The 23,791-nt window shown below is 62.1% G+C and carries 24 protein-coding genes; 16 read left to right on the top strand and 8 right to left on the bottom strand.

What is annotated here, in order from left to right:
* Positions 1–15: 15 nt before the first annotated feature.
* The 7 genes from purE to GA0061105_RS16750 all read left to right on the top strand — a co-directional run bounded on the left by purE (position 16) and on the right by GA0061105_RS16750 (position 6,717).
* A complete protein-coding gene (gene purE / locus GA0061105_RS16720; RefSeq protein ID WP_064694366.1) occupies positions 16–510 on the top strand; it encodes a 5-(carboxyamino)imidazole ribonucleotide mutase in 495 nt (164 codons plus the stop codon).
* Positions 507–1,583, top strand: a complete 1,077-nt coding sequence (locus tag GA0061105_RS16725) for a 5-(carboxyamino)imidazole ribonucleotide synthase (RefSeq protein WP_092751601.1) — start codon at positions 507–509, stop codon at positions 1,581–1,583. Before purE ends, GA0061105_RS16725 begins: the two co-directional genes overlap by 4 nt.
* A 165-nt stretch (positions 1,584–1,748) precedes the next feature.
* The gene (gene ykgO / locus GA0061105_RS16730; RefSeq protein ID WP_003582204.1) at positions 1,749–1,874 is read left to right on the top strand and encodes a type B 50S ribosomal protein L36; all 126 of its coding nucleotides are present in this window, start codon (positions 1,749–1,751) and stop codon (positions 1,872–1,874) included.
* Positions 1,875–1,983: 109 nt separating this feature from the next.
* A complete protein-coding gene (locus GA0061105_RS16735; RefSeq protein ID WP_092751603.1) occupies positions 1,984–2,598 on the top strand; it encodes a tetratricopeptide repeat protein in 615 nt (204 codons plus the stop codon).
* Positions 2,599–2,706: 108 nt separating this feature from the next.
* Positions 2,707–3,762, top strand: coding sequence for an alpha/beta fold hydrolase (locus tag GA0061105_RS16740; protein WP_064694363.1), 1,056 nt, complete (start codon positions 2,707–2,709; stop codon positions 3,760–3,762).
* A gap of 123 nt (positions 3,763–3,885) precedes the next feature.
* On the top strand, positions 3,886–5,622 hold the full coding sequence (gene ggt, locus GA0061105_RS16745; RefSeq protein WP_092751605.1) for a gamma-glutamyltransferase: 1,737 nt from the start codon (positions 3,886–3,888) through the stop codon (positions 5,620–5,622).
* A gap of 120 nt (positions 5,623–5,742) precedes the next feature.
* Positions 5,743–6,717, top strand: coding sequence for a threonine ammonia-lyase (locus GA0061105_RS16750; RefSeq protein WP_092751607.1), 975 nt, complete (start codon positions 5,743–5,745; stop codon positions 6,715–6,717).
* A gap of 9 nt (positions 6,718–6,726) precedes the next feature.
* On the opposite strand, the gene GA0061105_RS16755 is transcribed toward GA0061105_RS16750, so the two are convergent.
* Positions 6,727–7,521 (bottom strand): SDR family NAD(P)-dependent oxidoreductase, encoded by a 795-nt coding sequence (locus GA0061105_RS16755; RefSeq protein ID WP_092751609.1) that lies wholly within the window; start codon positions 7,519–7,521, stop codon positions 6,727–6,729.
* 113 nt (positions 7,522–7,634) lie between these two features.
* Here GA0061105_RS16755 and GA0061105_RS16760 point away from each other — a divergent pair, with 113 nt between their 5' ends.
* Positions 7,635–8,579 (top strand): GlxA family transcriptional regulator, encoded by a 945-nt coding sequence (locus GA0061105_RS16760; RefSeq protein WP_092751611.1) that lies wholly within the window; start codon positions 7,635–7,637, stop codon positions 8,577–8,579.
* A 38-nt stretch (positions 8,580–8,617) separates the two neighbouring features.
* Here the strand turns inward: GA0061105_RS16760 and GA0061105_RS16765 are convergent, their stop codons facing one another.
* Together GA0061105_RS16765 and GA0061105_RS16770 are read right to left on the bottom strand one after the other, a co-directional pair.
* A complete protein-coding gene (locus tag GA0061105_RS16765) occupies positions 8,618–9,430 on the bottom strand; it encodes a phytanoyl-CoA dioxygenase family protein (protein ID WP_092751613.1) in 813 nt (270 codons plus the stop codon).
* A gap of 236 nt (positions 9,431–9,666) precedes the next feature.
* Positions 9,667–10,563: a LysR substrate-binding domain-containing protein gene (locus tag GA0061105_RS16770; RefSeq protein ID WP_092751840.1), complete on the bottom strand. Its 897-nt coding sequence runs from the start codon at positions 10,561–10,563 to the stop codon at positions 9,667–9,669.
* A 117-nt stretch (positions 10,564–10,680) separates the two neighbouring features.
* On the opposite strand from GA0061105_RS16770, the gene GA0061105_RS16775 reads away from it, so the two are divergent.
* Both GA0061105_RS16775 and GA0061105_RS16780 read left to right on the top strand, forming a co-directional pair.
* A complete protein-coding gene (locus GA0061105_RS16775; RefSeq protein WP_092751615.1) occupies positions 10,681–11,100 on the top strand; it encodes a tautomerase family protein in 420 nt (139 codons plus the stop codon).
* A complete protein-coding gene (locus GA0061105_RS16780) occupies positions 11,097–11,651 on the top strand; it encodes a DUF4865 family protein (protein ID WP_092751617.1) in 555 nt (184 codons plus the stop codon). The genes GA0061105_RS16775 and GA0061105_RS16780 overlap by 4 nt, the downstream gene beginning before the upstream one ends.
* A gap of 3 nt (positions 11,652–11,654) precedes the next feature.
* Here GA0061105_RS16780 and GA0061105_RS16785 read toward each other — a convergent pair whose 3' ends face one another.
* From GA0061105_RS16785 to GA0061105_RS16795, 3 genes are all read right to left on the bottom strand, one after another.
* Positions 11,655–12,290 carry a LysE family translocator gene (locus tag GA0061105_RS16785; protein ID WP_064694356.1) on the bottom strand — a complete coding sequence of 212 codons (636 nt, stop codon included), beginning with the start codon at positions 12,288–12,290 and terminating at the stop codon, positions 11,655–11,657.
* Between the two features lie 121 nt (positions 12,291–12,411).
* On the bottom strand, positions 12,412–13,851 hold the full coding sequence (pyk, locus tag GA0061105_RS16790; RefSeq protein WP_092751619.1) for a pyruvate kinase: 1,440 nt from the start codon (positions 13,849–13,851) through the stop codon (positions 12,412–12,414).
* A complete protein-coding gene (locus tag GA0061105_RS16795; protein WP_064694354.1) occupies positions 13,851–14,324 on the bottom strand; it encodes a DUF1036 domain-containing protein in 474 nt (157 codons plus the stop codon). Before GA0061105_RS16795 ends, pyk begins: the two co-directional genes overlap by 1 nt.
* Before the next feature lie 210 nt (positions 14,325–14,534).
* Between GA0061105_RS16795 and GA0061105_RS16800 the strand changes: the two genes are divergently transcribed.
* The 3 genes from GA0061105_RS16800 (at position 14,535) to GA0061105_RS16810 (ending at position 16,009) form a co-directional block, all read left to right on the top strand.
* Complete coding sequence (locus tag GA0061105_RS16800) at positions 14,535–15,338, top strand: N-formylglutamate amidohydrolase (RefSeq protein ID WP_092751842.1); 804 nt, start codon at positions 14,535–14,537, stop codon at positions 15,336–15,338.
* 12 nt (positions 15,339–15,350) lie between these two features.
* Positions 15,351–15,656, top strand: coding sequence for a DUF1244 domain-containing protein (locus tag GA0061105_RS16805; RefSeq protein ID WP_092751621.1), 306 nt, complete (start codon positions 15,351–15,353; stop codon positions 15,654–15,656).
* Positions 15,657–15,745: 89 nt separating this feature from the next.
* Entirely contained in the window at positions 15,746–16,009 is a 264-nt protein-coding gene (locus tag GA0061105_RS16810; protein WP_008533181.1) for a DUF2312 domain-containing protein, read from the top strand.
* A gap of 155 nt (positions 16,010–16,164) precedes the next feature.
* Here the strand turns inward: GA0061105_RS16810 and GA0061105_RS16815 are convergent, their stop codons facing one another.
* Complete coding sequence (locus GA0061105_RS16815) at positions 16,165–18,006, bottom strand: peptidoglycan L,D-endopeptidase MepK (protein WP_092751623.1); 1,842 nt, start codon at positions 18,004–18,006, stop codon at positions 16,165–16,167.
* Positions 18,007–18,184: 178 nt separating this feature from the next.
* On the bottom strand, positions 18,185–19,729 hold the full coding sequence (locus GA0061105_RS16820) for a sigma-54-dependent transcriptional regulator (RefSeq protein ID WP_064694351.1): 1,545 nt from the start codon (positions 19,727–19,729) through the stop codon (positions 18,185–18,187).
* A 207-nt stretch (positions 19,730–19,936) separates the two neighbouring features.
* Between GA0061105_RS16820 and GA0061105_RS16825 the strand changes: the two genes are divergently transcribed.
* The 3 genes from GA0061105_RS16825 (at position 19,937) to GA0061105_RS16835 (ending at position 23,791) form a co-directional block, all read left to right on the top strand.
* Complete coding sequence (locus tag GA0061105_RS16825; RefSeq protein ID WP_092751625.1) at positions 19,937–21,793, top strand: M3 family oligoendopeptidase; 1,857 nt, start codon at positions 19,937–19,939, stop codon at positions 21,791–21,793.
* A 184-nt stretch (positions 21,794–21,977) separates the two neighbouring features.
* Complete coding sequence (locus GA0061105_RS16830) at positions 21,978–23,165, top strand: aminodeoxychorismate synthase component I (RefSeq protein ID WP_092751627.1); 1,188 nt, start codon at positions 21,978–21,980, stop codon at positions 23,163–23,165.
* Positions 23,162–23,791, top strand: coding sequence for an aminotransferase class IV family protein (locus GA0061105_RS16835; RefSeq protein WP_092751629.1), 630 nt, complete (start codon positions 23,162–23,164; stop codon positions 23,789–23,791). Before GA0061105_RS16830 ends, GA0061105_RS16835 begins: the two co-directional genes overlap by 4 nt.

Consider the following 23,791-nt stretch of genomic DNA (forward strand, 5'->3'; position numbering starts at 1 on the left):
AGGAACGGCCTAGAGATGACAGACAGACCACCCGTCGCCATCATCATGGGCAGCCAATCGGATTGGGAGACCATGAAGAACGCGGCCGACACGCTGGAGGCGCTGGAAATCGCTTACGATGCGCGCATCATCTCGGCGCATCGCACCCCCGATCGCCTGGTGAATTTCGCCAAGGGCGCACGGGCCGAAGGTTTCAAGGTGATTATCGCCGGCGCCGGCGGCGCAGCGCACCTGCCGGGCATGGCCGCATCGATGACGCCGCTGCCGGTCTTCGGCGTGCCGGTCCAGTCTAAAACTCTGTCCGGGCAGGACAGCCTTCTTTCCATCGTGCAGATGCCGGCCGGCATTCCTGTGGGAACGCTTGCCATCGGCAGGGCGGGCGCGGTCAACGCCGCCCTTCTTGCCGCCGCCGTTCTTGCCCTCTCCGACGAAGAGATCGCCGAGCGGCTCGATGAATGGCGCGAACGCCAGAGTGCGGCCGTCGCCGAATATCCGATGGACGACCAATGACCATAGGAACGATCGGCATTATCGGCGGCGGCCAGCTCGGCCGCATGCTGGCTATCGCCGCCGCCAGGTTGAATTTCCGCACCATCATCCTCGAGCCGCAGGCCGGTTGTCCGGCCGCCCAGCTCGCCAACCGGCAGATCGTCGCCGCCTATGACGATCCGGCGGCGCTGGCCGAACTGGCGGACGCATGCGATGTGGTCACCTACGAATTCGAAAACGTGCCCGTCGCAGCCGCCGAAGCGCTCTCGGCAAGGATCGCTGTCTATCCGCCTGCCAAGGCGCTGGAAGCCGCCCAGGATCGGCTCGTCGAAAAACGTTTCCTCAACGGCTGCGGCATATCAACCGCCCGCTTTCATGCTGTCGACAGCCAGGCGGATCTCGAAACGGCGCTCCGCGACTTCGGCGGTCAGGGCGTGCTGAAGACCCGCCGTCTCGGTTATGACGGCAAGGGGCAGAAGGTATTTCGCTCGCCGGCCGACAATCCTGACGGCGCCTATGCGGCTCTCGGCGCCGTACCGCTCATCCTCGAAAGCTTCGTCGCCTTCGAGCGCGAGGTCTCGATCATCGCCGCGCGTGCCGCGGATGGGACCGCCGTCTGCTTCGATCCTGCCGAGAACGTCCACCGGAACGGCATCCTCCACACCTCGACGGTTCCGGCAATGATCTCTCCACAGACGGCGGACGCCGCCCGCCACGCGGCCGAAAAGATCCTCGCCGCATTGAACTATGTCGGCGTTATCGGCATCGAATTTTTCGTGCTCGCGGACGGTGGCCTGATCGCCAACGAGATGGCGCCGCGCGTGCACAATTCCGGCCACTGGACGGAGGCCGCCTGCATCGTCAGCCAGTTCGAGCAGCATATCCGCGCCGTCGCCGGCCTGCCGCTCGGCAATGCCGACCGCCATTCCGACTGCGTCATGCAGAACCTCATCGGCGATGATATCCTTGCTGTTCCCGACTGGTTGCGGCGCCCCGATACGCTGGTCCATCTCTACGGCAAGACCGAGTGGCGCCCCGGCCGCAAGATGGGCCATGTCACCACCTTGACGCGGAAATTACCGGTTTCCGGGTGAGAAAACACCGCTGCCTCTTGGGAAAAACACCGTCACGTGGTTGACACGCTGGAGGTGACGAGGTATCTGCTCCCCCACCTAAAGAGCGCGCCCCGACGGCGCGCTTTTGATTGTTAAAGACACGGGCGAATGTGAATTCCCCCACAGAGATCGCGGATCAGAAAAATGAAGATCAAGAATTCGCTCAAGTCGCTCAAGGCTCGTCACCGTGACAACCGTCTGGTTCGTCGCAAGGGCCGCATCTACATCATCAACAAGCTGAACCCGCGCTACAAGGCTCGTCAGGGCTGATTGCGCGCATCCGGATCGTTGCGCCGCGCGCGTTGCGCTTGGGCATATCCGGCAGGTCGCTGCGGTGATCACGTCTAATTTGTTTGATCTTCGGCGCTGGCGGGCTAATATGTCCGCCATGCGCTTTTTTGCTTTGACGTCAGCGGTGCTGCCGCTCGCCTCCATCCTCTTCATCACCCCGCCTCCGGCCACCGCGGCGGAAAAAGACGTGATCGTCGAGCAGAGGGATTCGAACAGTTCGCCGAAGCAGCGTCTTGACCAGCTCTTCAGCCAGCTGAAGCGCGAGCGCGATCCTGACAAAGCCAGCAGCATCGCCAACGAAATTCGCCTGGAATGGAACGATTCCGGCAGCGCGACCATCAATCTGCTGATGCAATGGGCCGACAAGGCGATCGAGGAAAAGCGAACTCCCGCCGCTCTCGATTTCCTCGATGAGGCGATTGCCCTGAAGCCCGATTATGCTGAGAGCTGGAATCGCCGTGCCACGTTGAATTTCGTCATGGGCAACTACCGTAAGTCGATGTCCGACATTGAGCGTGTGCTGGATCTCGAGCCGCGCCATTTCGGCGCGCTCTCCGGCATGGCCGCGATCCTCAGCAATTCCGGCAACGACCAATTGACGCTGAAGGCCTGGGAGCGGTTCCTGGATATCTATCCAGCCGATCGAACCGCGCAGGAACAGGTCAACACGCTTGCGGAAAAACTCGCCGGCAATCGCACCTGAAGCCGAGTCAGCGAGCTTGACCTCCGGCCGAAGCGCGCAATTTTAGACCTGTCGAGGGAACCGCGACCATCGTCCTCGCAAGAACTGCCGATTGTCGCCGTTAAGATCATGCTTTCAGAAGTTTCCGTTTTTCTCGCCCCGCTCGCCGCCGCCATCGGTTACTCCACTTATAAGGCGCGGCAATTCGAGCAGACCTATCCGAATATCGGCGAATTGACGGATGTGGACGGCTACCGCATGAACGCCGTCCATGTTGAGCGTCCCGAAAATGCGGATCTGCCGGCGCTCGTCTTCATCCACGGCGCCAGCGGCAATCTTCTCGATCAGCTCGGCGCCTTCCGCGCGCCACTTGAAGGCCGGGCGGAAATGCTGTTCGTCGATCGCCCCGGGCACGGTTATTCCGAGCGTGGCGGCCCTGAGAACACTATGCCCTCGGGCCAGGCCGATGCAATTGCCCGACTGATGGACAAGCGCGGCATCAAGAAGGCGATCATCGTCGGCCATTCTTTCGGGGGCGCGATAACCGCCGCCTTTGGCCTGCGTCATCCTGATAAGACCGCCGGCCTGCTCTTTCTCGCGCCCGCCACCCATCCGTGGCCTGGCGGCATCGACTGGTATTATCACGTGGCGACCCTGCCGGTCATCGGCTGGCTCTTCAACCACGCCATTGTCGTGCCGCTCGGACTGAGCCGACTGGAGCGCGGCACGCTGAATGTTTTCCGCCCCAATCCTTGCCCTGCCGATTACATCGAAAAAACAGGGCCCTCGCTGGTGCTGCGGCCTCGCACATTCCACCACAACGCCGTCGATTTCAAAAAACTGCTCGCCTATGTGAAGGAGCAGTCGCTGCTCTATTCGCAGATCACCGCGCCGACCGTCATCATAACAGGCGACCGCGACGAGATCGTCTGGGAACACCTGCATTCGCGCGGCCTTGCCCGCGATATAGCCGGTTCTGAACTCGTCACCGTTCGCGGTGTCGGCCACAAGCCGGATTACCTTGCCACCGATGTCGCCATCGCCGCCATGGAAAAGATCGCCGGCGAGCCGCGCGATCTCCAGGCAGCCGCGCGCCGGGCCGAGGAGAGGCTCGCCGCCCCTCTTCGCGATCAAGCGACGGAAATCAAACCGTCGCTTACGCCGGGGGTCCTCCACGGCGCCTGATCTCTCCAGCTGTGTCCTGGCAGACACCTGGCCAGCTCCTCGCACAAAGCCAACTTCCTCGCATTGCCGCGGGCCGCGGCAGCCCCATATGTCTTTCCGTTGTTGTCCATAGGAGGGGAATTCATGGGCCGCCTGCATATTGGGACGATCTCTGTCATATCGGCATTGTCGCTGAGTCTGACCACGGCTTTCGCCGCGTCGCCGGCACCGGTCGAAGCAGAGCACGGCATGGTCGTCACCGCCCAGCATCTGGCGACCAATGTCGGCGTCGAGGTGCTGAAGAGCGGCGGCAACGCCGTCGACGCGGCGGTCGCCGTCGGTTATGCGCTGGCGGTCGTCTATCCCTCGGCCGGCAATCTCGGCGGCGGCGGCTTCATGACCATCCGGCTGAAGGACGGCACGAAAACTTTCCTCGATTTCCGCGAACGCGCGCCGCTGGCCGCGACGAAGAGCATGTATCTGGATAGCAAAGGCGATATCGTGCCGCGCGCCAGCCTCGACGGCTATCTCGCCGTCGGCGTTCCGGGCTCCGTCATGGGCCTGGAGACTGCCCGCGAGAAATACGGCACCCGGCCTCGCGAGGATCTGATCGCGCCGGCGCTCCGCTTCGCCAGGGAAGGCTTCACGCTGGAACAGGGTGACGCGGCAATTCTCGCCAGCAGCGCCAAGCGCCTCGCCAAGGATGAAACGGCGGCCAATATCTTCCTGAAACCGGACGGCAAGCCCTATGCACCGGGCGAAAAACTGCAGCAGCCGGATCTCGCCGCAGTCCTCGCAGCCATCTCGGAAAAGGGACCGAACGCCTTTTACAGGGCTGCCCCGGCCGAGGCGATCGTCAAGGCGAGTCAGGCCAAGGGCGGCGTCCTCGCCAAGGAGGATTTCGAGCAATATGCCGTGCGCGAATTGAAGCCGATCGAGTGCAATTACCGCGGCTATGACATCATTTCCTCGCCGCCGCCCTCCTCCGGCGGTGTGATCCTCTGCGAGATCCTCAACGTCCTCGAAGGCTATCCGCTCTCCTATCTCGGCTATGCCTCGGCCGAAACCGTGCACATCATGGTCGAGGCGATGCGCTACGCTTATGTCGATCGAAACGCGGCGCTCGGTGACCCCGATTTCGTCGCGAACCCGGTGGAAAAACTGCTCGACAAGAGCTACGCCAAAGAGATCGCAACAAAGATCGATCCCTACAAGGCCGGCACTTCGGCCGATCTGCAACCGCTCGGCGGCAAGGAAAGCAACGAGACGACCCATTATTCGATCATCGATGACGAGGGCAATGCTGTTGCGGTCACCTACACGCTGAACGGTTCCTTCGGCGCGGCGGTCGTAGCACCGGGTACCGGCGTTCTGCTCAACAACGAGATGGACGATTTCACCTCCAAGCCGGGTGTGCCGAACCTTTATGGCCTCGTTCAGGGCGAAGCCAACGCCATCGCGCCGAAGAAGACGCCGCTCTCCTCGATGAGCCCGACGATCGTCACGCGCGATGGTAAGCCCTTCATGGTGATCGGCAGCCCCGGCGGCTCGCGCATCATCACCATTACGCTGGAGGCAATCCTCAACGTCGTCGATTTCGGCATGGATATCAGCCAGGCGGTCAATGCGCCGCGTTTCCATCACCAATGGCAACCCGACAAGGTCTATCTCGAGCCCTATGCGCTGTCGCGGGATACGGAAAAGACGCTTGCCGCCATGGGCTACAGTTTCGATGGCGGCAATGACGCGCCGCTCTGGGGCCAGGCCGCCGGGATCCTCGTCGGCGGCAAAAGCCTTGCCGCCATCGAAAAGGGCGGCGGCGCCCGCTACAACGGCGCGATGGACGCCCGCGCGACAGAAGGGTCGGCGGGCGGCTATTGACGGTCGGTGAGGCTCGGGCATAGGCGCGCCGGTCATTCATGTCACGGTGACAAAGTCGCCGTTCACAAACCGTTTACCCCGTCCTATGCATGTTCGAATCCGCAAGCAGGACGATCCCGAATGACCAGCATTGAAATGATTGTCGCCGCCCGCGCCCGTCTGCGCGGTCATATCAGACGCACGCCGCTGCTCTCCTCCCCCTTCCTGAACGAGATTGCCGGCCGGCGCCTGTTCGTGAAGGCGGAATGTCTGCAGCATTCCGGTTCGTTCAAGTTCCGCGGCGGCTGGTCTGCCGTCTCCGGCCTCGATCCGGCTGTACGGGCGAGCGGCGTCATCGCCTTCTCCTCCGGCAATCATGCCCAGGGTGTCGCCCTGGCCGCCAGGCTGCACGGCGTGCCCGCCGTCATCATCATGCCGAGCGATGCGCCGAAGCTGAAGATCGCCAACACCCGCGCCTTCGGTGCGGAAGTCGTGCTCTACGACCGCGCCACCGAGGATCGCGACGAAATCGGCGCCCGGCTCTCCGCCGAGCGCGGCCTGACGCTGATCAAGCCCTATGACGAGCCCCTGGTGATCGCCGGCCAGGGCACGACCGGCCTCGAAATCTCCGAGCAGGCAGAAGAAGAGGGCGTCACGTCGGCCGAAGTCCTCGTGCCCTGCGGCGGCGGCGGATTAAGCTCCGGCATCGCCCTTGCCCTCGAAGCCAGCACGTCGGATTTTCGCGTCCGTCCCTGCGAGCCCGAGAATTTTGACGATACCACCCGCTCGCTCGCCTCCGGCAGGATTGAGCGCAACGTTTCGATGTCGGGCTCGATCTGCGATGCGATCATCACGCCGCAGCCGGGCAACATCACCTTCCCGATCTTGAAGCGCCTCGCCGGCGCCGGCATCGTCGTCACCGACGAGGAGGTGCTGCGTGCCATGGCGCTCGCCTTCGTCAGGCTGAAGATCGTCGTCGAGCCGGGCGGTGCAGTGGCGCTGGCTGCTGGCCTCTTCCACGGTGAAGCGCTGGAAAGCGACACGATCGTTGCCGTCACGTCAGGCGGCAACGTCGATGCCCATATCTTCGCCATGGCGCTCGAACGCTTCGGCTGAGGTTGCCGATCACGCCTTATAGCGATGCGCCGGCACGCTGCGAGACAGGTTCGGCATCAGTGCCTGGCGCGCCTGCTCATAGGCGGCCAGCAAGCCCGCATCTTCGAGCGCAGGAATCGTCGCGAATTCGCCCTGCTCAAGGCCTGCGAGCGAGGCATCGACCATGTCTTCCGCAGACATCACGATTTCACCGGGCAGGTGCTCGACGGGCGTGCCGGCAATGCCCCAGAATTCGGTCGCCGTAGCGCCAGGCAGCACGGCCTGGATATTGATGTTCTTCTCCGCCAGCTCATGTTTCAGCGACTGGCTGAAGGCAAGCACGAAGGCTTTCGTGCCGCCATAGACGCCGTTCAACAGTTCCGGCGCGATCGCCACGATGGAAGCGATATTGATGATCGTTCCGCCGCCGCGCGAGACGAAACCAGGAACGGCGGCATAAGTCAGCCGCATCAGTGCAGTGACGTTAAGCTCGATCATCTCCTGCATCTTATCGACATCGGCGGCAAGCAACGGGGCCGTTCCGCCGAAGCCGGCATTGTTGACCAGAAGCGTAATGCTCCGGTCTCCCTTCAGCACGCTCTCGACGCGCGAAAGATCCATCTTCTTGCCGAGATCAGCGACAAGGGTCTCAACCGTCCTGCCGGTTTCCGTTGTCAGCCGATCTGCCAATGCCTTCAGCCGCTCCTCGTTGCGCGCAACGATGATCAGGTCGTATCCCTGCTTTGCCAGTCTGTGGGCATAGATTGCGCCGATTCCCGAGGACGCGCCGGTGACAAGCGCGGTACCCTTTCGTTCTTGTATCATGCTCCATCTCCTTAATGCGCCGGACTAGCCCTGCGCGTGACGATAACAATACTCGGGGTTGCCGGTGTCCTAAATGTCATATATGCCACTTTTTGCGACATTGGAGTTTCGCCATGCAGCACATCGCTTTCCTGCTCTATCCCGGCTTTCAGATCATGAGTCTGGCCGCCGTCTCGGTCTTCGAGTTCACCAATCTCGAACTCGGCCGGAAGGCCTATGACATCACCTACATTTCTGAGGCCGGCGGAGTGCTGCGTACCTCGCTCGGTATGTCGACCGAGACCGAGCCTTTCGGTGATCCGGCCTTCGACACGCTGATCGTCGTCGGCGCACCCGACCTCGTCTTGCCGAAGCCCGGCGAAAGCGCCTTCATGCGTGCGGCATTGGGCGCCTCTCGTCGTATCGCTTCGATCTGCACCGGAGCCTTCTTCCTCGCCGAAGCCGGTATTCTCGACGGCCGCCGCGCGACCACACATTGGTGCCTTGCCCGCGAAATGAAAGCGCGCTATCCGACGATCCGGGTGGAGGAGGACCGCATCTTCATCATCGATGGTTCGGTCTGGACGTCCGCCGGAATGACCGCCGGTATCGACCTGGCGCTGGCGATGGTCGAAAAGGATCATGGCATCGAGGTCGCCCGCGCCGTCGCGCGCATGCTTGTCGTCTATCACCGCCGCGCCGGCGGCCAGTCGCAGTTTTCCGCACTGCTGGAATTGGAGCCGAAATCAGACCGCATTCAGAAGGCGCTCGAATTCGCGCGCAATAACCTGAAATCGCAGCTGTCCGTCGAAAAGCTGGCGGAAGCCGCTCATCTCAGTCCCCGCCAATTCAGCCGGGCTTTTCGCGCCGAAACTGGCCAGTCGCCCGCCAAGGCCGTCGAGAACTTGAGGCTTGAAGCCGCTCGGCTGATGATGGAGCAGAGTCGCCATCCGATCGAAGTGGTCGCCGACGAGACCGGCTTTGCCGACCGCGAGCGCATGCGGCGTGCCTTTCTGCGTGCCTTCGGTCAGCCGCCCCAGGCGATCCGCCGCAACGCTCACCAGCAGTACCAAGCGTGAGGCATCCGGCCCGCTCGCGCCGAATGCATGATCAGCCGTCAGCAGGTTGGATCGTGCAGTGCCCGCCGGATCGCCACCTCGACCGGCGAATAGTTGCCGTCCTTTCGCTCCAGCCTGTAGGGCCGCGTGAGGCCAAGCGGTGGCTGCGCCATGAAACGCGGCGTAGTGCCGCGATGTTTCTGCGCCGCATGCACGAGAAAGGGATGGCAGAGATAGACTGTGCCCGCCTGCCCCGTCGCCAATGCCAGCGGACGATCAGTCCCCATGGCTTCGAGATCCATGCGCCAGCGCCCGGCTTCGCCCGCCGGCGCGAGGTAGCGCGCCATATCCATATGCGAACCCACTCTGATGCGGGTCGGCGCATCCTCCTCGCCGACATCGGAAAACAGAAACAGCATCAGCAGCGCCCGGCCGCGCGAGGTGATGTTGACTCGCCAGGCTGAAAAATCCTGCTGTTCGTTCGGGTCGCAATTCTCGCCCGGAAAGCTCAGATCGACATGCCAGCCGGCATCGCCCGGGTCATCGGGATGTGGAAAGCGCACCGGAAAACTGCCGAGCCCGTCACGCGGCGCCCAGCGCCCGATGCCGACGAGCTGGTCGAAAGCAGCATGCAGGATAGGCGTGTTAGCGGCTGCCGCGAACGGCCCGCCGCCATAGCCCGGAAGCCGGATCACCGGCCGCGTCCATGTCTTGGGATCGTCAGGAGCGCAGGGGATATCGCACCACATGATGGCGCGTGCTTCTTCGGCCAGTTCGCGTGAAAAGGCTCTGTCGATTCGGACAAACCCGTCGCGGATGAATCCTTCGATCTCGGCTGCGGTAAGCGCCGGCGGATAATGTTCGTCGGTCATGAAAACTCTCTGTCGTAAACCTCTCGAGCCGGATTGCCGGGCGGAGGTTGTTTCGCTCCACGACCAAGAGCCAGCCGAAGCTGGTCTGCGGTCGCGTCTCCATAGGCCCGGGAGGCAAAACCTCTCCAAGGCAGCGCCGTCAGCGGCTCAAGAAGAAGACCGAAGCGATATTGACAGTAAGCATCTTCATAGTGGGGTGAGGCTACAGGCCTGCGCCCGAAGGGTCAACGAAGATATCAGCCACCTGCCCCGCGCAGGGCGTCATGCACGGACTCCAGTAGGAGCGCGCCAAGCCGCGCCCCGGCCGGCTGCAGTTCGGCCTCCGCCCGGTGCAGAACCAAGCCGAGCTTCGGCAAGTGAGGCAGCCCGATTGCTTCAGGCGCCAACGGCCGGACCTTCGCCGGCAGACCGATAGGCGTGCGGACGGTGAGGCCGAGCCCCGCCGCCGTCGCAGCCCAGAGGCCGCCGAGACTGGGGCTGACGAAAGCAAGCCGCCAGGAAATGCCCGCCTCATCGAGTGCCCGGGTCGCCGCAGTTCGCATCAGGCAAGGCGCCTCCAGCGAGGCGAGCGGCATGGGGTCGCCGCTTGCTCCATACCGGCCCGACACTCCCTCGTCCGGCCCGATCCAGCACATCGGCACCTCGCCGATCCGCTCGCAATGCGCCGTCAGCGTGCTGTCGCTCCAGGCGAGCGCCAGATCGAGCTTGCCTGAGGTGACGCGCTCGAGCAGTTCGGAATTGCGTACCACCCGCGCCTCGATCCGGACTTTCGGGTGGGCGCGCGCGAAACGACCGAGCACCTCGGGCAACAAAGTCTCGCCGAAATCCTCCTGCAGCCCGAGCCGCACCCAGCCCTCCAGCTCAACGCTGTGCACGGCCGCGGCTGCCTCGTCGTTGAGCTCCAGGAGCCGCCGGGCATAGCCGAGCATCGTCTCGCCGGCATCGGTCAACGCCAACCCGCGCCCCGCCTTGCGGAAAATCGGCGTGCCCGCCTGCTCCTCCAGCTTCTTCATCTGCGCGCTGACCGCCGAGGTCGACCGCCCAAGCCTTTCTGCCGCCTTGGCGAAATTGCCAAGCGCCACGCCGGTAGAAAAGGTTCGAAGCACATCGAGATCGAAGATCGTCCGCCGCATCATACAGTCCCGGTTTTCAGGATGATATATCCATCAAATTCTGATTTTCAGTATTATCGTGTGCTGCGATGATGGTGTTGTCAAGGCTGCCGCCTGGCTTGAACCATGGAGACTTCAATGCCCTTCGTTCGCATCTCTCTTCGCAAAGGCAAATCCCCGGACTTTCTCGCAGCACTTACCGACAACATCCAGCGCGCACTGGTCGAGACCTTCGACGTGCCCGAAAATGATCGCTTTCAGGCCATCCATCAGCACGACGAAAATGAGCTGATCTTCGACCGAAGCTATCTCGCCGGCCCGCGTTCGGACGATTTCGTCTATATCTCGATCACGATTGGCAGGCCGCGGACGGTGGAGATGAAGTCGGCGCTCTACCGTCGGCTCGCCGATCTCCTCGGCCAATCGCCGGGCCTTCGCCCGGAGGACGTGATGATCGTGATCAGCACCAGCGCACCCGAAGACTGGTCCTTCGGCAACGGCATCGCCCAGATGACTGATCCCGACTGGCGACTGCGTACAACGGAGGGGAACCAATGATCGGCATGCAATACGGCTTCACCTTGCCGGCCGACTACGACATGTCGATCATCGACCGCCGCATCGGCGACAAGGGTCCGCTGCTCGACGGCTTGCCGAATCTCGGCTTCAAGGCCTATCTCAGCGCCCGCAGGAGCGAATTCGGCAGCCGCGACAATCTCTATGCGGCCTTTTATCTCTGGCAGAAGCCGGAAGGGGCAAGCGACTTCCTCTGTGGTCCGGGCTTCGAGGCGCTCACCGGCGCCTTCGGCTGGCCGCAAGTGAGAACATGGTTGGTGTGGAAGGCGGGAATCTCGCCCGATATCGCCGCGGCCGCATTTGCGACCCGCGAGATCTTGTCGACGGAACCTTATGCGCCGCTCGCCGAGTTGCGCCGGTGCGAAAGCAACGAAGCCGAAGCCGATCTGGCAAAAGGCGCACTCGCCTCGGTCTCGGGCTTCGAACCGACGACATGGACGCGGGTACGTTTTAGGCTATGGCCGGAGATTCCCGAGATCGGCAAACACATGCAGGCCTATCGCGTCGGCCACCTGTCCCTGCCTCGATCCTGAAACTCAAGCAGTTGCCCGGCGGTAAAGGGCAAGTGACCCGGCAAGCGCCAGCAAGGCGCCGCCGCAGGCCCGCTCCAGCCATAAGGCGCCCGACGTTTTCAGGAAGCGCACCGCCTGCGACCCGAAGAAGGCGTAGCCGAACATGATGAGAAAATCGAGTGCCGCAAAGACCAGCGCAAGCAGGGCATACTGAGCCGCCTGCGGCTCACTGGGATCGATGAACTGCGGCAGGAAGGCGGAAAAGAAGAGATAACCCTTCGGGTTCGTCGCCGCGACCATGAAGCTCTTTAGCCCGATCGAAAGGGTCGATGTCGCCCCTGGCGCCTCACCCGATTTGAGCGCTGAATCAATCGCCCCCTTCGAGCGCAAAAGCATGATGCCGAGAAATGCGAGATAGGCAGCGCCCGCCCATTTCAACATCGAGAACCAGAATTCCGATGCCGCGAGCAGCGCCCCGAGCCCGACAGCCACGGCGCCGATCAGGACGAAATCCGAAAGAACCGCGCCGATCATGCCGGCAACCGCGCGGCGCAGGCCATGCCGCGAACCATTGGTCAGCGCCAGCAGCACCGTCGGCCCCGGCGTCGCGATGCCGACGAAGGAAACGGCTGCAAAAGCGACAAGCGTGACGACATCCATGATGATCCCTCCAACCCAGGATCGAGACTTGCACGCGCCGTGACCCTTGGCAATGCCGATCCCACCAACAAAAAACCCGCCGCCTGTCCAGGCAGCGGGCTCCATCAAGGATGCAATCGGATCAGATGCCGCTCTGGCCGTCGGAACCGATATAGGCGATGCGGATCATATTGGTGGCGCCGGGCGTGCCGAGCGGCACGCCGGCCGAAATGATGATACGGTCGCCCGGTTTGCCGAAGCCTTCGTCGGCGACGATGCGGCAGGCGCGGTTGACCATGTCGTCGAGATCGGTCGCATCATGGGTGACGACGCAATGCAGGCCCCAGACGATGGCAAGCCGGCGCGCCGTCTTGATGATCGGCGACAGTGCCAGGATCGGCACCTGCGGCCGCTCGCGCGAGGCGCGAAGGCCTGTCGTACCGGACGATGTGTAACAGACGATCGCCGACAGCTTCAGCGTCTCGGCGATCTGGCGGGCTGCAAGCGAGATCGCGTCGGCGCCCGTCGCCTCCGGCTGGGCGCGCTGGGCGTAGATGATGCCGGGATAATGCGGCTCGCGCTCGATGGCGGTGGCAATCGACGCCATGGTCGAGACGGCTTCGACCGGATAGTCGCCGGAGGCCGATTCGGCCGACAGCATGACGGCATCGGCACCTTCGAAGACGGCGGTCGCGACGTCGGAGACTTCGGCGCGCGTCGGCACCGGCGCGGAGATCATCGATTCCAGCATCTGCGTGGCGACGACCACCGGCTTGCCCGAACGGCGGCAGGCGCGGATCAGCTGCTTCTGGATGCCGGGAACCGATTCGAGCGGCATTTCAACACCGAGATCGCCGCGGGCGACCATCAGTGCATCGGAAAGCTCGATGATCTCCTCGATCCGCTCGAGCGCCTGCGGTTTTTCGATCTTCGACATCAGGCCAACGCGGCCACGGGCGATCTTGCGCACTTCCGCAAGGTCATCTGGCCGCTGAACGAAAGAAAGCGCCACCCAGTCGACATCGTCGGTGGCGAGCACGGCGTCGAGATCGGCACGGTCTTTATCCGTCAGCGCGCCGACGCCGAGCAGCGTGTCGGGAAGGCTGACGCCCTTGCGGTCGGAAATGCGCGTGCCCGAAATGACCGTCGTCACGATGCTCTTGCCGTCGCACTTTTCGGCGCGCAGCGCGAGCTTGCCGTCGTCGATCAGCAGGCGGTGGCCGGGCTGCACCGATTCCAGGATCTCCGGATGCGGCAGATAGACGCGCGTCGCGTCGCCGAGCGCTTCATTGTTGTCGAGCGTGAACGTCTGGCCGGGCTTCAGGTCGACCTTGCTGTCGGTAAACTTGCCGACGCGCAGTTTCGGTCCCTGCAGGTCGGCGAGAATGCCGATCGGCCGGCCGGAGCGCGCCTCCACCGTGCGGATGCGCTGGATAAGCGTGCGCATCAGATCGTGGCTCGCATGGCTCATATTGATGCGGAAGACGTCGGCACCGGCCTGGTGCAGTTTCTCGATCATCGATTCCTCGGCGGAGGCAGGCCCGAGGGTGGCGAGGATTTTAATTTTGCGATTACGCTTCATCAATTCTGGCTTTCTTGCGTCCCTGGGGTGTCGGAGAGTTGAACCATCCAGCTGCCCTGGCGGCCCGTGTCGTATTCCTTGAATCCCATCTTCTGGTAACCCCGGGCATAGCAATCCTGCACACCCGCGATCTTGAATTCGTTTTCCGCCACGCACATCTGCACGTCACCCGTCCATCGTCCTCCCCGCGCGGCGTCCTCTGCGTAAAGGTAATAATAGCGCGACTGCAACTCTCCCTCGATCAGCGTGGCGCAGGTCGTTGCCGGGACCTGCCACCAGCCTTCCGTTATCCAGCCGTCCTTGGCCCGGTAGCCGATCGCCACCCCAACGAGATTCTGCGTTCCGTTGCAGACGCGAAAATCAGCGCGTGCGGCATCTGCGATGAAGAACGGCGTGGCGGCTGCAAGAGCAAACAGGGCGAGTCGGACCAACGGTCCGGACCGCGTGAGGAAACTTGGCGCGGCTTGAATCAACACGGCTCCCAAATAGCTCCACGGTTATTCGTATCCGTGTCTTCTTGCGCCGCCGTCATGCGAAAGTCAACGCAATGCTAATCGATTATATTTCCTTTCATAACTGTCTGCGGAGGTTCATATCCGCTCTCAACGCCTGCTCCGCTTGAACCGGTCGCAGGCACATGCAATCACTGACCCCACTGCGCAATGACGAACGGCAACTTCTTCATGGACGACTTCCAATCCTTCGAAATTCTAGCCGGACAACATGACAAAGGCATGGTGATCCTCGCCGATCACGCGATGAACCTTCTTCCCGCCCGGTATGAAAGGCTCGGCCTGCCTGAGTCTGCCTTTGCCCGCCACATCGCCTACGACATCGGCATCGAAGGCCTCACGCGGCAGCTTTCGGCGAGGCTCGGCATACCGGCAGTGCTCGGCGGCTTCTCGCGTCTGCTGATCGACCCGAACCGCGGGGAGGACGATCCGACGCTGATCATGAAGATCTCGGACGGCGCCGTCATACCAGGCAATCACCCGATCACGCCTCAGGAATGGAACTACCGAATCGAAGCCTTTCATCGCCCCTATCACGATGCGGTGGCGGAAACGATCGACAAGGTGGCAAATGCGACGGGTAAGGCGCCGCTGGTCCTGTCGCTGCATTCCTTCACGCCGGCATGGAAAGGCGTTCCCCGCCCCTGGCGCGCCGCGGTCCTCTGGGACAGTGACCGACGCGCGGTTGGCCCGCTGCTCGATATGCTGCGCGCCGATCCCGATCTCGTCGTCGGCGACAACGAACCCTATGACGGCGCACTGAAGGGCGATACCATGTACCGCCATTGCCTGGTGACAGGCATTCCGCATGCGCTGCTCGAAGTGCGTCAGGACTTGATCGCCGATGAAGCCGGCATATCGGCATGGGCCGAGCGCCTGGCGCCGATTTTTTCAGCGATGAACGCCGATCCGGCCTTGCACGAATACGACGTCCATCCGTCGCGCACCGCCCCCTATCGAGGACCCACTGAATGAAAGGAGAGCGAGATGACCGCGCTCAGCAAGGAACAACAGACCGAATTCGAAGCCGCCGCCTTCCGCCGCCTGGTCGCACATCTTCGTGACCGCAGCGACGTCCAGAACATCGACCTGATGAATCTGGCCGGCTTCTGCCGCAACTGCCTTTCGAACTGGTACCGCGAGGCCGCCGAGGCCGAAGGCGTTCCGGTCAGCCGGGACGAATCGCGCGAGATGATCTATGGCATGTCCTATGAGGACTGGAAGAAACTCCACCAGAATGAGGCCTCGCCTGTGCAAAAGGCCGCATTTGAACTGAACAACCCACACAAATAGCTGCCTTCGCCGTCAACAGGCTTGACCGTGACGCCGCTTTCGCGGCAGTCACTGGCTTCCCAAATTGATCACCCAATCAGGAGAATACGATGTCTGATGCTCATGGCGTCGCCCGCGACCAGCTTCGCGCTTTCATCGAGCGCATTGAACGGCTGGAAGAAGAAAAGAAGACCATCGCCGACGACATCAAGGACGTCTATGGCGAAGCCAAGGGGATGGGCTTCGATACCAAAATTCTGAAGAAGGTCGTGGCGCTGCGTAAAAAGGACGAACAGGAGCGCATGGAAGAGGAAGCAATCCTCGACACCTACCTGCACGCGCTCGGCATGATCGAAGCGCCGCCGGAAGGCTGATTTCGCCGGCATCGCCGATGTCGACAAGCCGCTGGCTTTCCGGCGGCTTTTCTTTTGTTCGGACGGAGTGACTGATACTTGCCTCGCCGGTCGAAGCAGCCAATGAAAAACCGCCGGAAAGCCGGCGGTTTTCGATATTCTCGGTCTTAGCAGGCTCAGTTCGTGTTGAACTTGCGCACTTCCATGAAGTTGACTGCCGTGCCGCTGAAGCGGGCGGGATCGACAGAGGCGGTCTTGATGTTGAAGCCCTCGGCATAGACAGCAGTCGGCTGGGCGCGCATCGTCTGGCTGACGAAGCGCGGCGCCTTGACCTGCTTGGACGCCATTTCGAGACGGGCATTGGTCAGCGCCCACTGCGAGATCATCTTCTGCGTCAGCTTCGGCTCGGTACGAACAGTCGCACGGCTTGCATCGGCTGCGGCGGCTTCCTTCTGCGTCGGACGGCCGCCCTTGCTGGGAAGGGCCGGCGCCACGGTGTTTTCGGCAGCCGGAGCGTCGAAAGCGTCGCCGAAGCTCGCCGATTTCGTCGCCGGCGCCAAGGCAGCGAGCTGCAACGACGGCTTTTCGGCAGGCGCCTTTTGCGGCATCGCTGCGGCGATTGCCTGCTCCACGGTCATGCCAGGCTCATGCGCGGCGACCTGGCTTTCCGCATCCTTGTTCTGTCGCTCGAGTGCATCGGCGATGGCAGGAGACAGCCCGCCATCCTGATCGGCCTCGTCTGCGTCCGCTTCCGGATCGGCATTGGCCGCAGCGAGCAGATTTTCGGCGACGGCAGGCCGCTCGACCGGAGTCGGAACCGGCATTCCGTTCTGCACGTTCGGATCGACCGACGCGACCTCGGCATCGCCCGGCGCGCGGCGCTGGCCGAGAAGCGAGGGAACCGGAATGCTGTAAGCGCTGAGATCGGCGAACTGCTGCGGCTGGGCCTGATCGGCCGGAAGCGCTACGGCAAGGGCCTGCTGCGCTGCGTTACCCGAAGACGGCGCCACCAGCGCACTCGCCATTTGGCTGCCGGCCGGCTGGTTGCTAAATGCCGGGCGAACCTGCGGCACCGGCGCGTTCAGGTCGGCGACCTCGGTCTGCTGCGGCTCGGCAGGCGCAGGCTCAGCCTTCGGCGGCGTCGCCTTGGCGACGGCGACAGGGGCGGAATTATCCGACTCATCCTCTTGCTCGTCCGCCCCGCCGCCAAAGAGCGCTTCGAACAGCGTCTTGGGCTTCGAGGCCGATTCGGAAGCGCTGGCGATCTCGATCTGCGTGCCGCTGGCGCGGCGCTTGTAATCGGCCATCGCCTGCTGGTAGCCCGGCAGCGGCTTGCCATCGGCCGGAATATGGATGGTGTTGCCGTTCGGGAAAAGGCGCACGAGCTCGTCGCGGCTCATGCGCGGCCAGGCGCGAACGCCGCCGACATCCATGTGCACGAAGGGCGAGCCCGATTTCGGATAGAAGCCGACGCCGCCGACCTGCATCTTCATGCCGATGGCCCGCAGCGTTGCCAGCTTGACGTCGGGAATGAAGAAGTCCATCGCCTTGCCGAGCATATGCTGGCTCTTTTCGGCGACGCCGGATTTGCGCGAACGGCCACGCAGCAGTTCATTGGTGGCCGGCGAGCGGAAGCCGCAGACGACGTTGATATAGTCCCTCGAGCCGCTCTGGCGATAAACTTCCCAGATCAGGTCGAACAGGCGCGGATCCATCTTGGTCGGCTGGTTCTTGCGCCAGTCGCGCAGGAAGCGGTTCAGCTGCTCCAGACCCTTAGGGTCGAACTTGCCGTTCCGCTTATAGGTGATGACGGCTTTTTCGCCGGTATGGATGAAATAGAGCTTGAGGCTGCGGGTGTCGCCCGCTGCCTGAGACGGGGTACTGACGAATACCGGTGAGGAAACCGCGAGCGCAAGAAGGGCGGCCGCTGCCGTCCTTAATGCCTTTCCGCAGATGTCGGCGCACAAAGAACGCCAGCTCAAGCGCGAAGGCTTGGAATTCCCATTCAGATTCGGCAACTCGATCCCCGTCAGACAGACAATGTCCCGTACTGTCTCAGATGACTGTCAAATGCGGTCACACGATGGCAAAAATGCCACACATGATCAACCTTTTCTTTACATAGTGAACGGGCCACTAACAAGTGGTTTATGATTAGTAACAAATCGTGGTTGCCTGAGTCTTAACAAATAGGGCTTAGGCCGCATCCTTCTGGGGATTATCGGGATCTATGCCATAATCTTTGAGCTTGCGATAAAGTGTGGATCGGCCAATGCCAAGCTTGCGCGCCACTTGACTCATCTGTCCGCGATAGAATTTGAGTGCGAATCGGATGAGCTCCTCCTCGACATCGGCAAGCTTGCGCACGTCTCCGGAGGGATTGACGCTGGCGATCGCATTTTCGGAAGCCTCTGACAGGCGGTGATGCACCTCCGCCGGCGCCGACATCCGGAAATCTTCGCCATAGCTCTCGTCGGGATCGAGGCCGGTATTGTCTGCAACCAGCGCCAGGTGGTCCACCACTTCATATTCCGGAAGCTGTGCGGCGATCTGCGGGAAATCCGCCTCCGTCAGCTCCGGCCCTTCGGCGAGAACGACCGCGCGGAAGATCGCATTCTCGAGCTGTCGGATATTGCCCGGCCAGTCATAGGCCGTCAGCAGCGCCAGCGCGCCCGAATTCACGGTCATGCGGCGGCCGTTCTTCTGCTCGCTGGAGAAGCGGTCGGTAAAGACGCGCACCAGATGCGGGATGTCTTCCTTGCGCTTGCGCAGCGCCGGAATGGTAATCGGGAAGACATTGAGGCGATAGTAGAGATCCTCGCGGAAATGGCCGTTCTTGACCTCTTCGATCAGATCCTTGTTGGTCGCCGAAATCAGCCGGACATTAACCTTGTGCGCGGTGCGTGCGCCGACGGTCTCGATTTCGCCCTGCTGCACGGCGCGCAGGAGTTTCACCTGCACCTCGAGCGGCAAGTCGCCGATCTCGTCGAGGAAGATGGTACCGCCATCTGCTTCCATGAACTTGCCGATGTGACGTTCGGTCGCGCCGGTAAACGCGCCCTTTTCGTGGCCGAAAAGAATGCTTTCGACGAGGTTATGCGGGATCGCCCCACAATTGACGGTGACGAACGGCTTGTTCGAGCGATCCCCACCGGATTGGATGGCGCGCGCGACCAACTCCTTGCCGACGCCGGACTCGCCTTCGAGCACGACGGGAATGTTGGATTGCGCCGCCCGTTGGGCAAGATCGATGACGCGGATCATCGCTGGACTTGCCGAAACGATATCGTCGAAACCGACCGAGCCTGAGCGCGACCGGCGTCCGGCCCGCGCCTTCACTTCGCGCTGGTCGAGTTTCATCGCGTTGGAGATCGAAGTGGCGATGCGCTCGGGGGAAACCGGCTTGACGACGAAATCGAAGGCGCCGGCGCGCATCGCCTGCACCACGGTTTCGATGCCGCCCTGCCCTGTCTGGACGATCACAGGGATCTGGGTGCCGAACTCGTGAAGCGCGTCGAGGAATTCGAGGCCGGTCATCTCCGGCATCATCAGGTCGAGCACGATGACGTTGAAAAGGCCGCTGTCGCGTTTGACCATTTCCAGGCCGATGCGGCCGTTTTCCGCTTGGTGCACGACATGGCCGTGACGCTCGATTGCGTTCTTGAGCAGACGGCGCTGCACCGGGTCGTCCTCGACCACCAGGATCTGCCCTGCTCCCTTGAGCTCATTGTAACCGGTCATTGTCGCTCCACTTCATGCGAAACCATGAAGGGCACTCTGGCAGAAAGGCTTGAACATCCAGTTTTGAGAAATAATTGCATTTTAACGATTGCAAGTGGCCAACTTCGTGCCGAAGCGAGGCCCTTTATGCGCCGAAAGGCCCTTGATGCCGGGCCTTCTCACGCTTATTCAAACAGACCTGTAATAAAGTGGAGAGGAACTGCGCCCATGGAAATTGAGCTCCCGCACGTCGGTTTTTTCTTCTCGCCAGCAGCGTCAGCCGGGGCGGCGGCCGATCCGGCGCTCGGCGACCTGCCGGTCTGGAAGCTGCAGGATCTTTACCCCTCTGCCACGTCGACTGCCTTTGTCGCTGACATGGAAAAGGCCGGCAAGGCCGCAATCGCTTTCGAAGAAAAGTGGAAGGGCAAGCTAGCCGACGCTGCGGCGAAGACCGGCACTGAGGGCATCGGCGCTGCGCTCAAGGAATATGAGGCGCTTGACGACATCATGGGCCGCCTCGGCTCCTTTGCCGGCCTCACCTATTTTTCCGATACCACCAATCCGGCAAACGGCAAGCTCTACGGCGACGTGCAGGCCAAGATCACCGAATTCTCCGGCCATCTGCTTTTCTTCGCGCTGGAATTGAACCGAATCGACGACGCCGTGATCGACGCCTGCATCGCTAATGATCCCGATGCGGGCCATTATCGCCCCTGGCTCATCGACCTGCGGAAAGACAAGCCCTATCAGCTCGACGACAGGCTGGAACAGCTCTTCCTCGAGAAGTCGATGACATCGGCCTCCGCCTTTAACCGCCTCTTCGATGAAACCATGGCGGAACTGCGCTATGAGATCGATGGCGAAAAAGTGCCGCTCGAAGTGGCGCTGAACATGCTGCAGGAAAAGGATCCGGAAGTGCGCCGCAAGGCGGCCATGGCGCTCGCCGAAACCTTCAAGGCGAATATCCGCGTCTTCACGCTGATCACCAATACGCTTGCCAAGGACAAGGATATCTCCGACCGCTGGCGCGGCTTCGAGGATATCGCCGACTCCAGGCACCTGGCAAACCGCGTCGAGCGCGAGGTTGTCGACGCCCTGGCCGCGGCCGTCCGCGAAGCCTATCCCCGCCTTTCGCACCGTTATTATAGAATGAAGGCGAAATGGCTCGGCATGGAGCAGATGAATTTCTGGGACCGCAACGCGCCCCTTCCGGAAACGTCCGGCGCCGTTATCTCCTGGTCCGAGGCGAAGGACACGGTGCTATCGGCCTACGGCAATTTCGCCCCCGAGATGGCCGATATCGCCAGGCGATTCTTCGATGAGCAATGGATCGATGCGCCGGTTCGCCCGGGCAAGGCGCCCGGCGCCTTCGCCCATCCGACGGTCCCCTCCGCCCATCCCTATGTGCTCGTCAATTATATGGGCAAGCCGCGCGACGTGATGACGCTTGCGCATGAACTCGGGCACGGCGTCCACCAGGTTCTCGCCGGCGCACAAGGGGCGCTGATGTGCCAGACGCCGCTGACACTTGCCGAAACCGCTTCCGTCTTCGGCGAGATGCTGACCTTCCGCGCGCTCCTGGAAAAGACCGCTGACAGGCGCGAGCGCAAGGCGATGCTCGCCCAGAAGGTCGAGGACATGATCAATACGGTCGTGCGCCAGATCGCCTTCTATGAGTTTGAGCGCAAGCTGCACACCGCCCGCAAGGCTGGTGAACTCACAGCCGACGACATCGGCGAACTCTGGCTCTCCGTCCAGTCGGAAAGCCTCGGGCCGGCGATCAACATTTCCGAAGGTTACGAGACTTATTGGGCCTATATCCCCCACTTCATTCACTCGCCCTTCTATGTTTATGCCTATGCCTTCGGCGATTGCCTGGTGAATTCGCTCTATGCCGTCTACCAGAAGGCCGAGAAGGGCTTCCAGGAGAAGTATTTCGAACTTCTGAAGGCCGGCGGCACCAAGCATCATTCGGAGCTGCTCAAGCCTTTTGGCCTCGACGCCACCGACCCGTCGTTCTGGAGCCAGGGCCTGTCGATGATCGAAGGGCTGATCGACGAGTTGGAAGCGTTAGATAAGGGGTGAGCGCGAGTCCCTTCTCCCCTCGGGGAGAAGGTTCCGGCGGGCGGATGAGGGGGCGACACGGCAAAATCTCTCCTTCGCATATGCTCAGGACGTCGCTTCGCTCCACCCCCTCATCTGCCCTTCGGGCATCTTCTCCCCCGTGAGAAGAGAGAAAATATCTGACGCTCCCGAACGCATCTGAGCAATGAGGAGCAGAACAAACCGAAAGCGTTGCGTGGCCGATCAACCCTATATTCTCTTCCGCGACGACACGTCAGAGCAGGTGATGCTTTTCGCCGAGCCCGCTGAAATCATCATTGCCAGAACGCGCGCCGAGTTCTTCGGAGGCCTCGACAGAATGGAAGAGGCCAGAGCCGAGGGAAAATGGCTTGCGGGCTACATGAGTTACGAGGCCGGATATCTCTTCGAAGAAAAACTCGCTGCCTTCGCCGGAGAAGGTCGCGAAATGCCGCTCCTCTGTTTCGGCGTATTCGATGCTCCGCAGCCGGACACGCACCCGCTCGCCCAGCCGAAACAGCGCCTCGAAAACGAGGAATTCCTCACCGCCCCGAAAGCCGCCTGGGATTTCTCTATATATAAAGAGCGCTTCGACCGTCTTCACGAGCACCTGCGGCTCGGCGACGTCTATCAGGCAAACCTCACAATGCCGGTCCAAGCCCGCTGGAGCGGAGACCCCCGCGCCGCCTTCTGGTCGCTGATCGAGCGCCAGCCGGTTAAATACGGCGCGCTGGTCGATCTCGGCGGTCCCGTCATCCTGTCGCGTTCGCCCGAACTGTTTTTCCGCACCGACGAACAGGGCTGGATCGAGACTCATCCGATGAAGGGCACGGCAAAACGCGGCGCCACCGCCGCCGAGGACGCCGAAATCATCGAGATGATGCGCGCCGATATAAAGACGCAGGCGGAAAACCGCATGATCGTTGATCTTCTGCGCAACGATATCTCCCGCATCACCGAGGTCGGCACGCTCGATGTTCCGAAGCTCTTCGAGATCGAGACCTACCCGACCGTTCACCAGATGGTCAGCCATGTGCAGGCAAGACTTCGTCAGAGCCTTTCGATCCGCGATATCTTTGCCGCCCTCTTCCCCTGCGGCTCGATCACCGGCGCGCCGAAGATTCGGGCGATGGAAATCCTCCACGCACTCGAGGATGATCCCCGCAACGCATATTGCGGTGCGATCGGCATGATCTCGCCCACCGGCGCCATGCGTTTTTCCGTTGCCATCCGCACCGTCACGCTTTTTGACGGCGGCAGGGCGGTCTTCAATGTCGGCGGCGGCATCGTCTTCGATTCTACCGCCGAGGCCGAATATGAGGAATGTCTGCTCAAGGCCCGCTTCGCCATCGGCGACCAGTGGATCGCGCGATGACCGATTTTTCGCTGATCGAGACGCTGCGCTGGCAGCCCGGCGAAGGCTTCATTCGCCTGCGCCTGCATCTCGCCCGGCTTTCCCGCTCCGCCCGCCGACTCGGTTTTCCGCAGCCGCTCGGCGCAGCGGCAAAGCTCGATGAAACCGTCAGAGAGGCAACAGGCCCGCTGCGCATCCGCATGACCTTCGACGCACAAGGCCGCATCGAGGTGACGAGCGCGCCCTTCGTCCCGTTGGCGCCTGATACTATCTGGACCGTCCGCCTTGCCGCAACGCGCCTCGATCCCGCCGACCGGCTGCTGCGTGTCAAAACCACGCGACGCGCCGTCTACGAAACCGCGCGCTCCGAATATGCTCTAGCAGAAGCCGACGAAGTCATCCTCTTGAACGAACGCGGCGAGGTCTGCGAGGGAACCATCACCTCAATCTTTCTGGACGACGGAAGCGGCATTCTACGCACTCCGCCGATCTCCTGCGGCCTGCTGGCCGGGGTGCTGCGCACCGAACTCATCTGCGCGCGCAAGGCCCGCGTCGGCCGCTTGAGCCTCGCCGATCTGGATGCCGGCGCCTTCTATCTCGGCAACTCGCTGCGCGGCCTGATCCGCGCAAAACTCATCAGGAACTGA

Source organism: Rhizobium aethiopicum (genome assembly GCF_900094625.1).
Classification (GTDB): domain Bacteria; phylum Pseudomonadota; class Alphaproteobacteria; order Rhizobiales; family Rhizobiaceae; genus Rhizobium; species Rhizobium aethiopicum.

Coding starts and splice junctions, on each gene's coding strand:
- purE (WP_064694366.1), top strand. CDS start 16: ATGACAGACAGACCACCCGTCGCCATCATCATGGGCAGCCAATCGGAT.
- GA0061105_RS16725 (WP_092751601.1), top strand. CDS start 507: ATGACCATAGGAACGATCGGCATTATCGGCGGCGGCCAGCTCGGCCGC.
- ykgO (WP_003582204.1), top strand. CDS start 1,749: ATGAAGATCAAGAATTCGCTCAAGTCGCTCAAGGCTCGTCACCGTGAC.
- GA0061105_RS16735 (WP_092751603.1), top strand. CDS start 1,984: ATGTCCGCCATGCGCTTTTTTGCTTTGACGTCAGCGGTGCTGCCGCTC.
- GA0061105_RS16740 (WP_064694363.1), top strand. CDS start 2,707: ATGCTTTCAGAAGTTTCCGTTTTTCTCGCCCCGCTCGCCGCCGCCATC.
- ggt (WP_092751605.1), top strand. CDS start 3,886: ATGGGCCGCCTGCATATTGGGACGATCTCTGTCATATCGGCATTGTCG.
- GA0061105_RS16750 (WP_092751607.1), top strand. CDS start 5,743: ATGACCAGCATTGAAATGATTGTCGCCGCCCGCGCCCGTCTGCGCGGT.
- GA0061105_RS16755 (WP_092751609.1), bottom strand. CDS start 7,521: ATGATACAAGAACGAAAGGGTACCGCGCTTGTCACCGGCGCGTCCTCG.
- GA0061105_RS16760 (WP_092751611.1), top strand. CDS start 7,635: ATGCAGCACATCGCTTTCCTGCTCTATCCCGGCTTTCAGATCATGAGT.
- GA0061105_RS16765 (WP_092751613.1), bottom strand. CDS start 9,430: ATGACCGACGAACATTATCCGCCGGCGCTTACCGCAGCCGAGATCGAA.
- GA0061105_RS16770 (WP_092751840.1), bottom strand. CDS start 10,563: ATGCGGCGGACGATCTTCGATCTCGATGTGCTTCGAACCTTTTCTACC.
- GA0061105_RS16775 (WP_092751615.1), top strand. CDS start 10,681: ATGCCCTTCGTTCGCATCTCTCTTCGCAAAGGCAAATCCCCGGACTTT.
- GA0061105_RS16780 (WP_092751617.1), top strand. CDS start 11,097: ATGATCGGCATGCAATACGGCTTCACCTTGCCGGCCGACTACGACATG.
- GA0061105_RS16785 (WP_064694356.1), bottom strand. CDS start 12,290: ATGGATGTCGTCACGCTTGTCGCTTTTGCAGCCGTTTCCTTCGTCGGC.
- pyk (WP_092751619.1), bottom strand. CDS start 13,851: ATGAAGCGTAATCGCAAAATTAAAATCCTCGCCACCCTCGGGCCTGCC.
- GA0061105_RS16800 (WP_092751842.1), top strand. CDS start 14,535: ATGGACGACTTCCAATCCTTCGAAATTCTAGCCGGACAACATGACAAA.
- GA0061105_RS16805 (WP_092751621.1), top strand. CDS start 15,351: ATGACCGCGCTCAGCAAGGAACAACAGACCGAATTCGAAGCCGCCGCC.
- GA0061105_RS16810 (WP_008533181.1), top strand. CDS start 15,746: ATGTCTGATGCTCATGGCGTCGCCCGCGACCAGCTTCGCGCTTTCATC.
- GA0061105_RS16820 (WP_064694351.1), bottom strand. CDS start 19,729: ATGACCGGTTACAATGAGCTCAAGGGAGCAGGGCAGATCCTGGTGGTC.
- GA0061105_RS16825 (WP_092751625.1), top strand. CDS start 19,937: ATGGAAATTGAGCTCCCGCACGTCGGTTTTTTCTTCTCGCCAGCAGCG.
- GA0061105_RS16830 (WP_092751627.1), top strand. CDS start 21,978: ATGAGGAGCAGAACAAACCGAAAGCGTTGCGTGGCCGATCAACCCTAT.
- GA0061105_RS16835 (WP_092751629.1), top strand. CDS start 23,162: ATGACCGATTTTTCGCTGATCGAGACGCTGCGCTGGCAGCCCGGCGAA.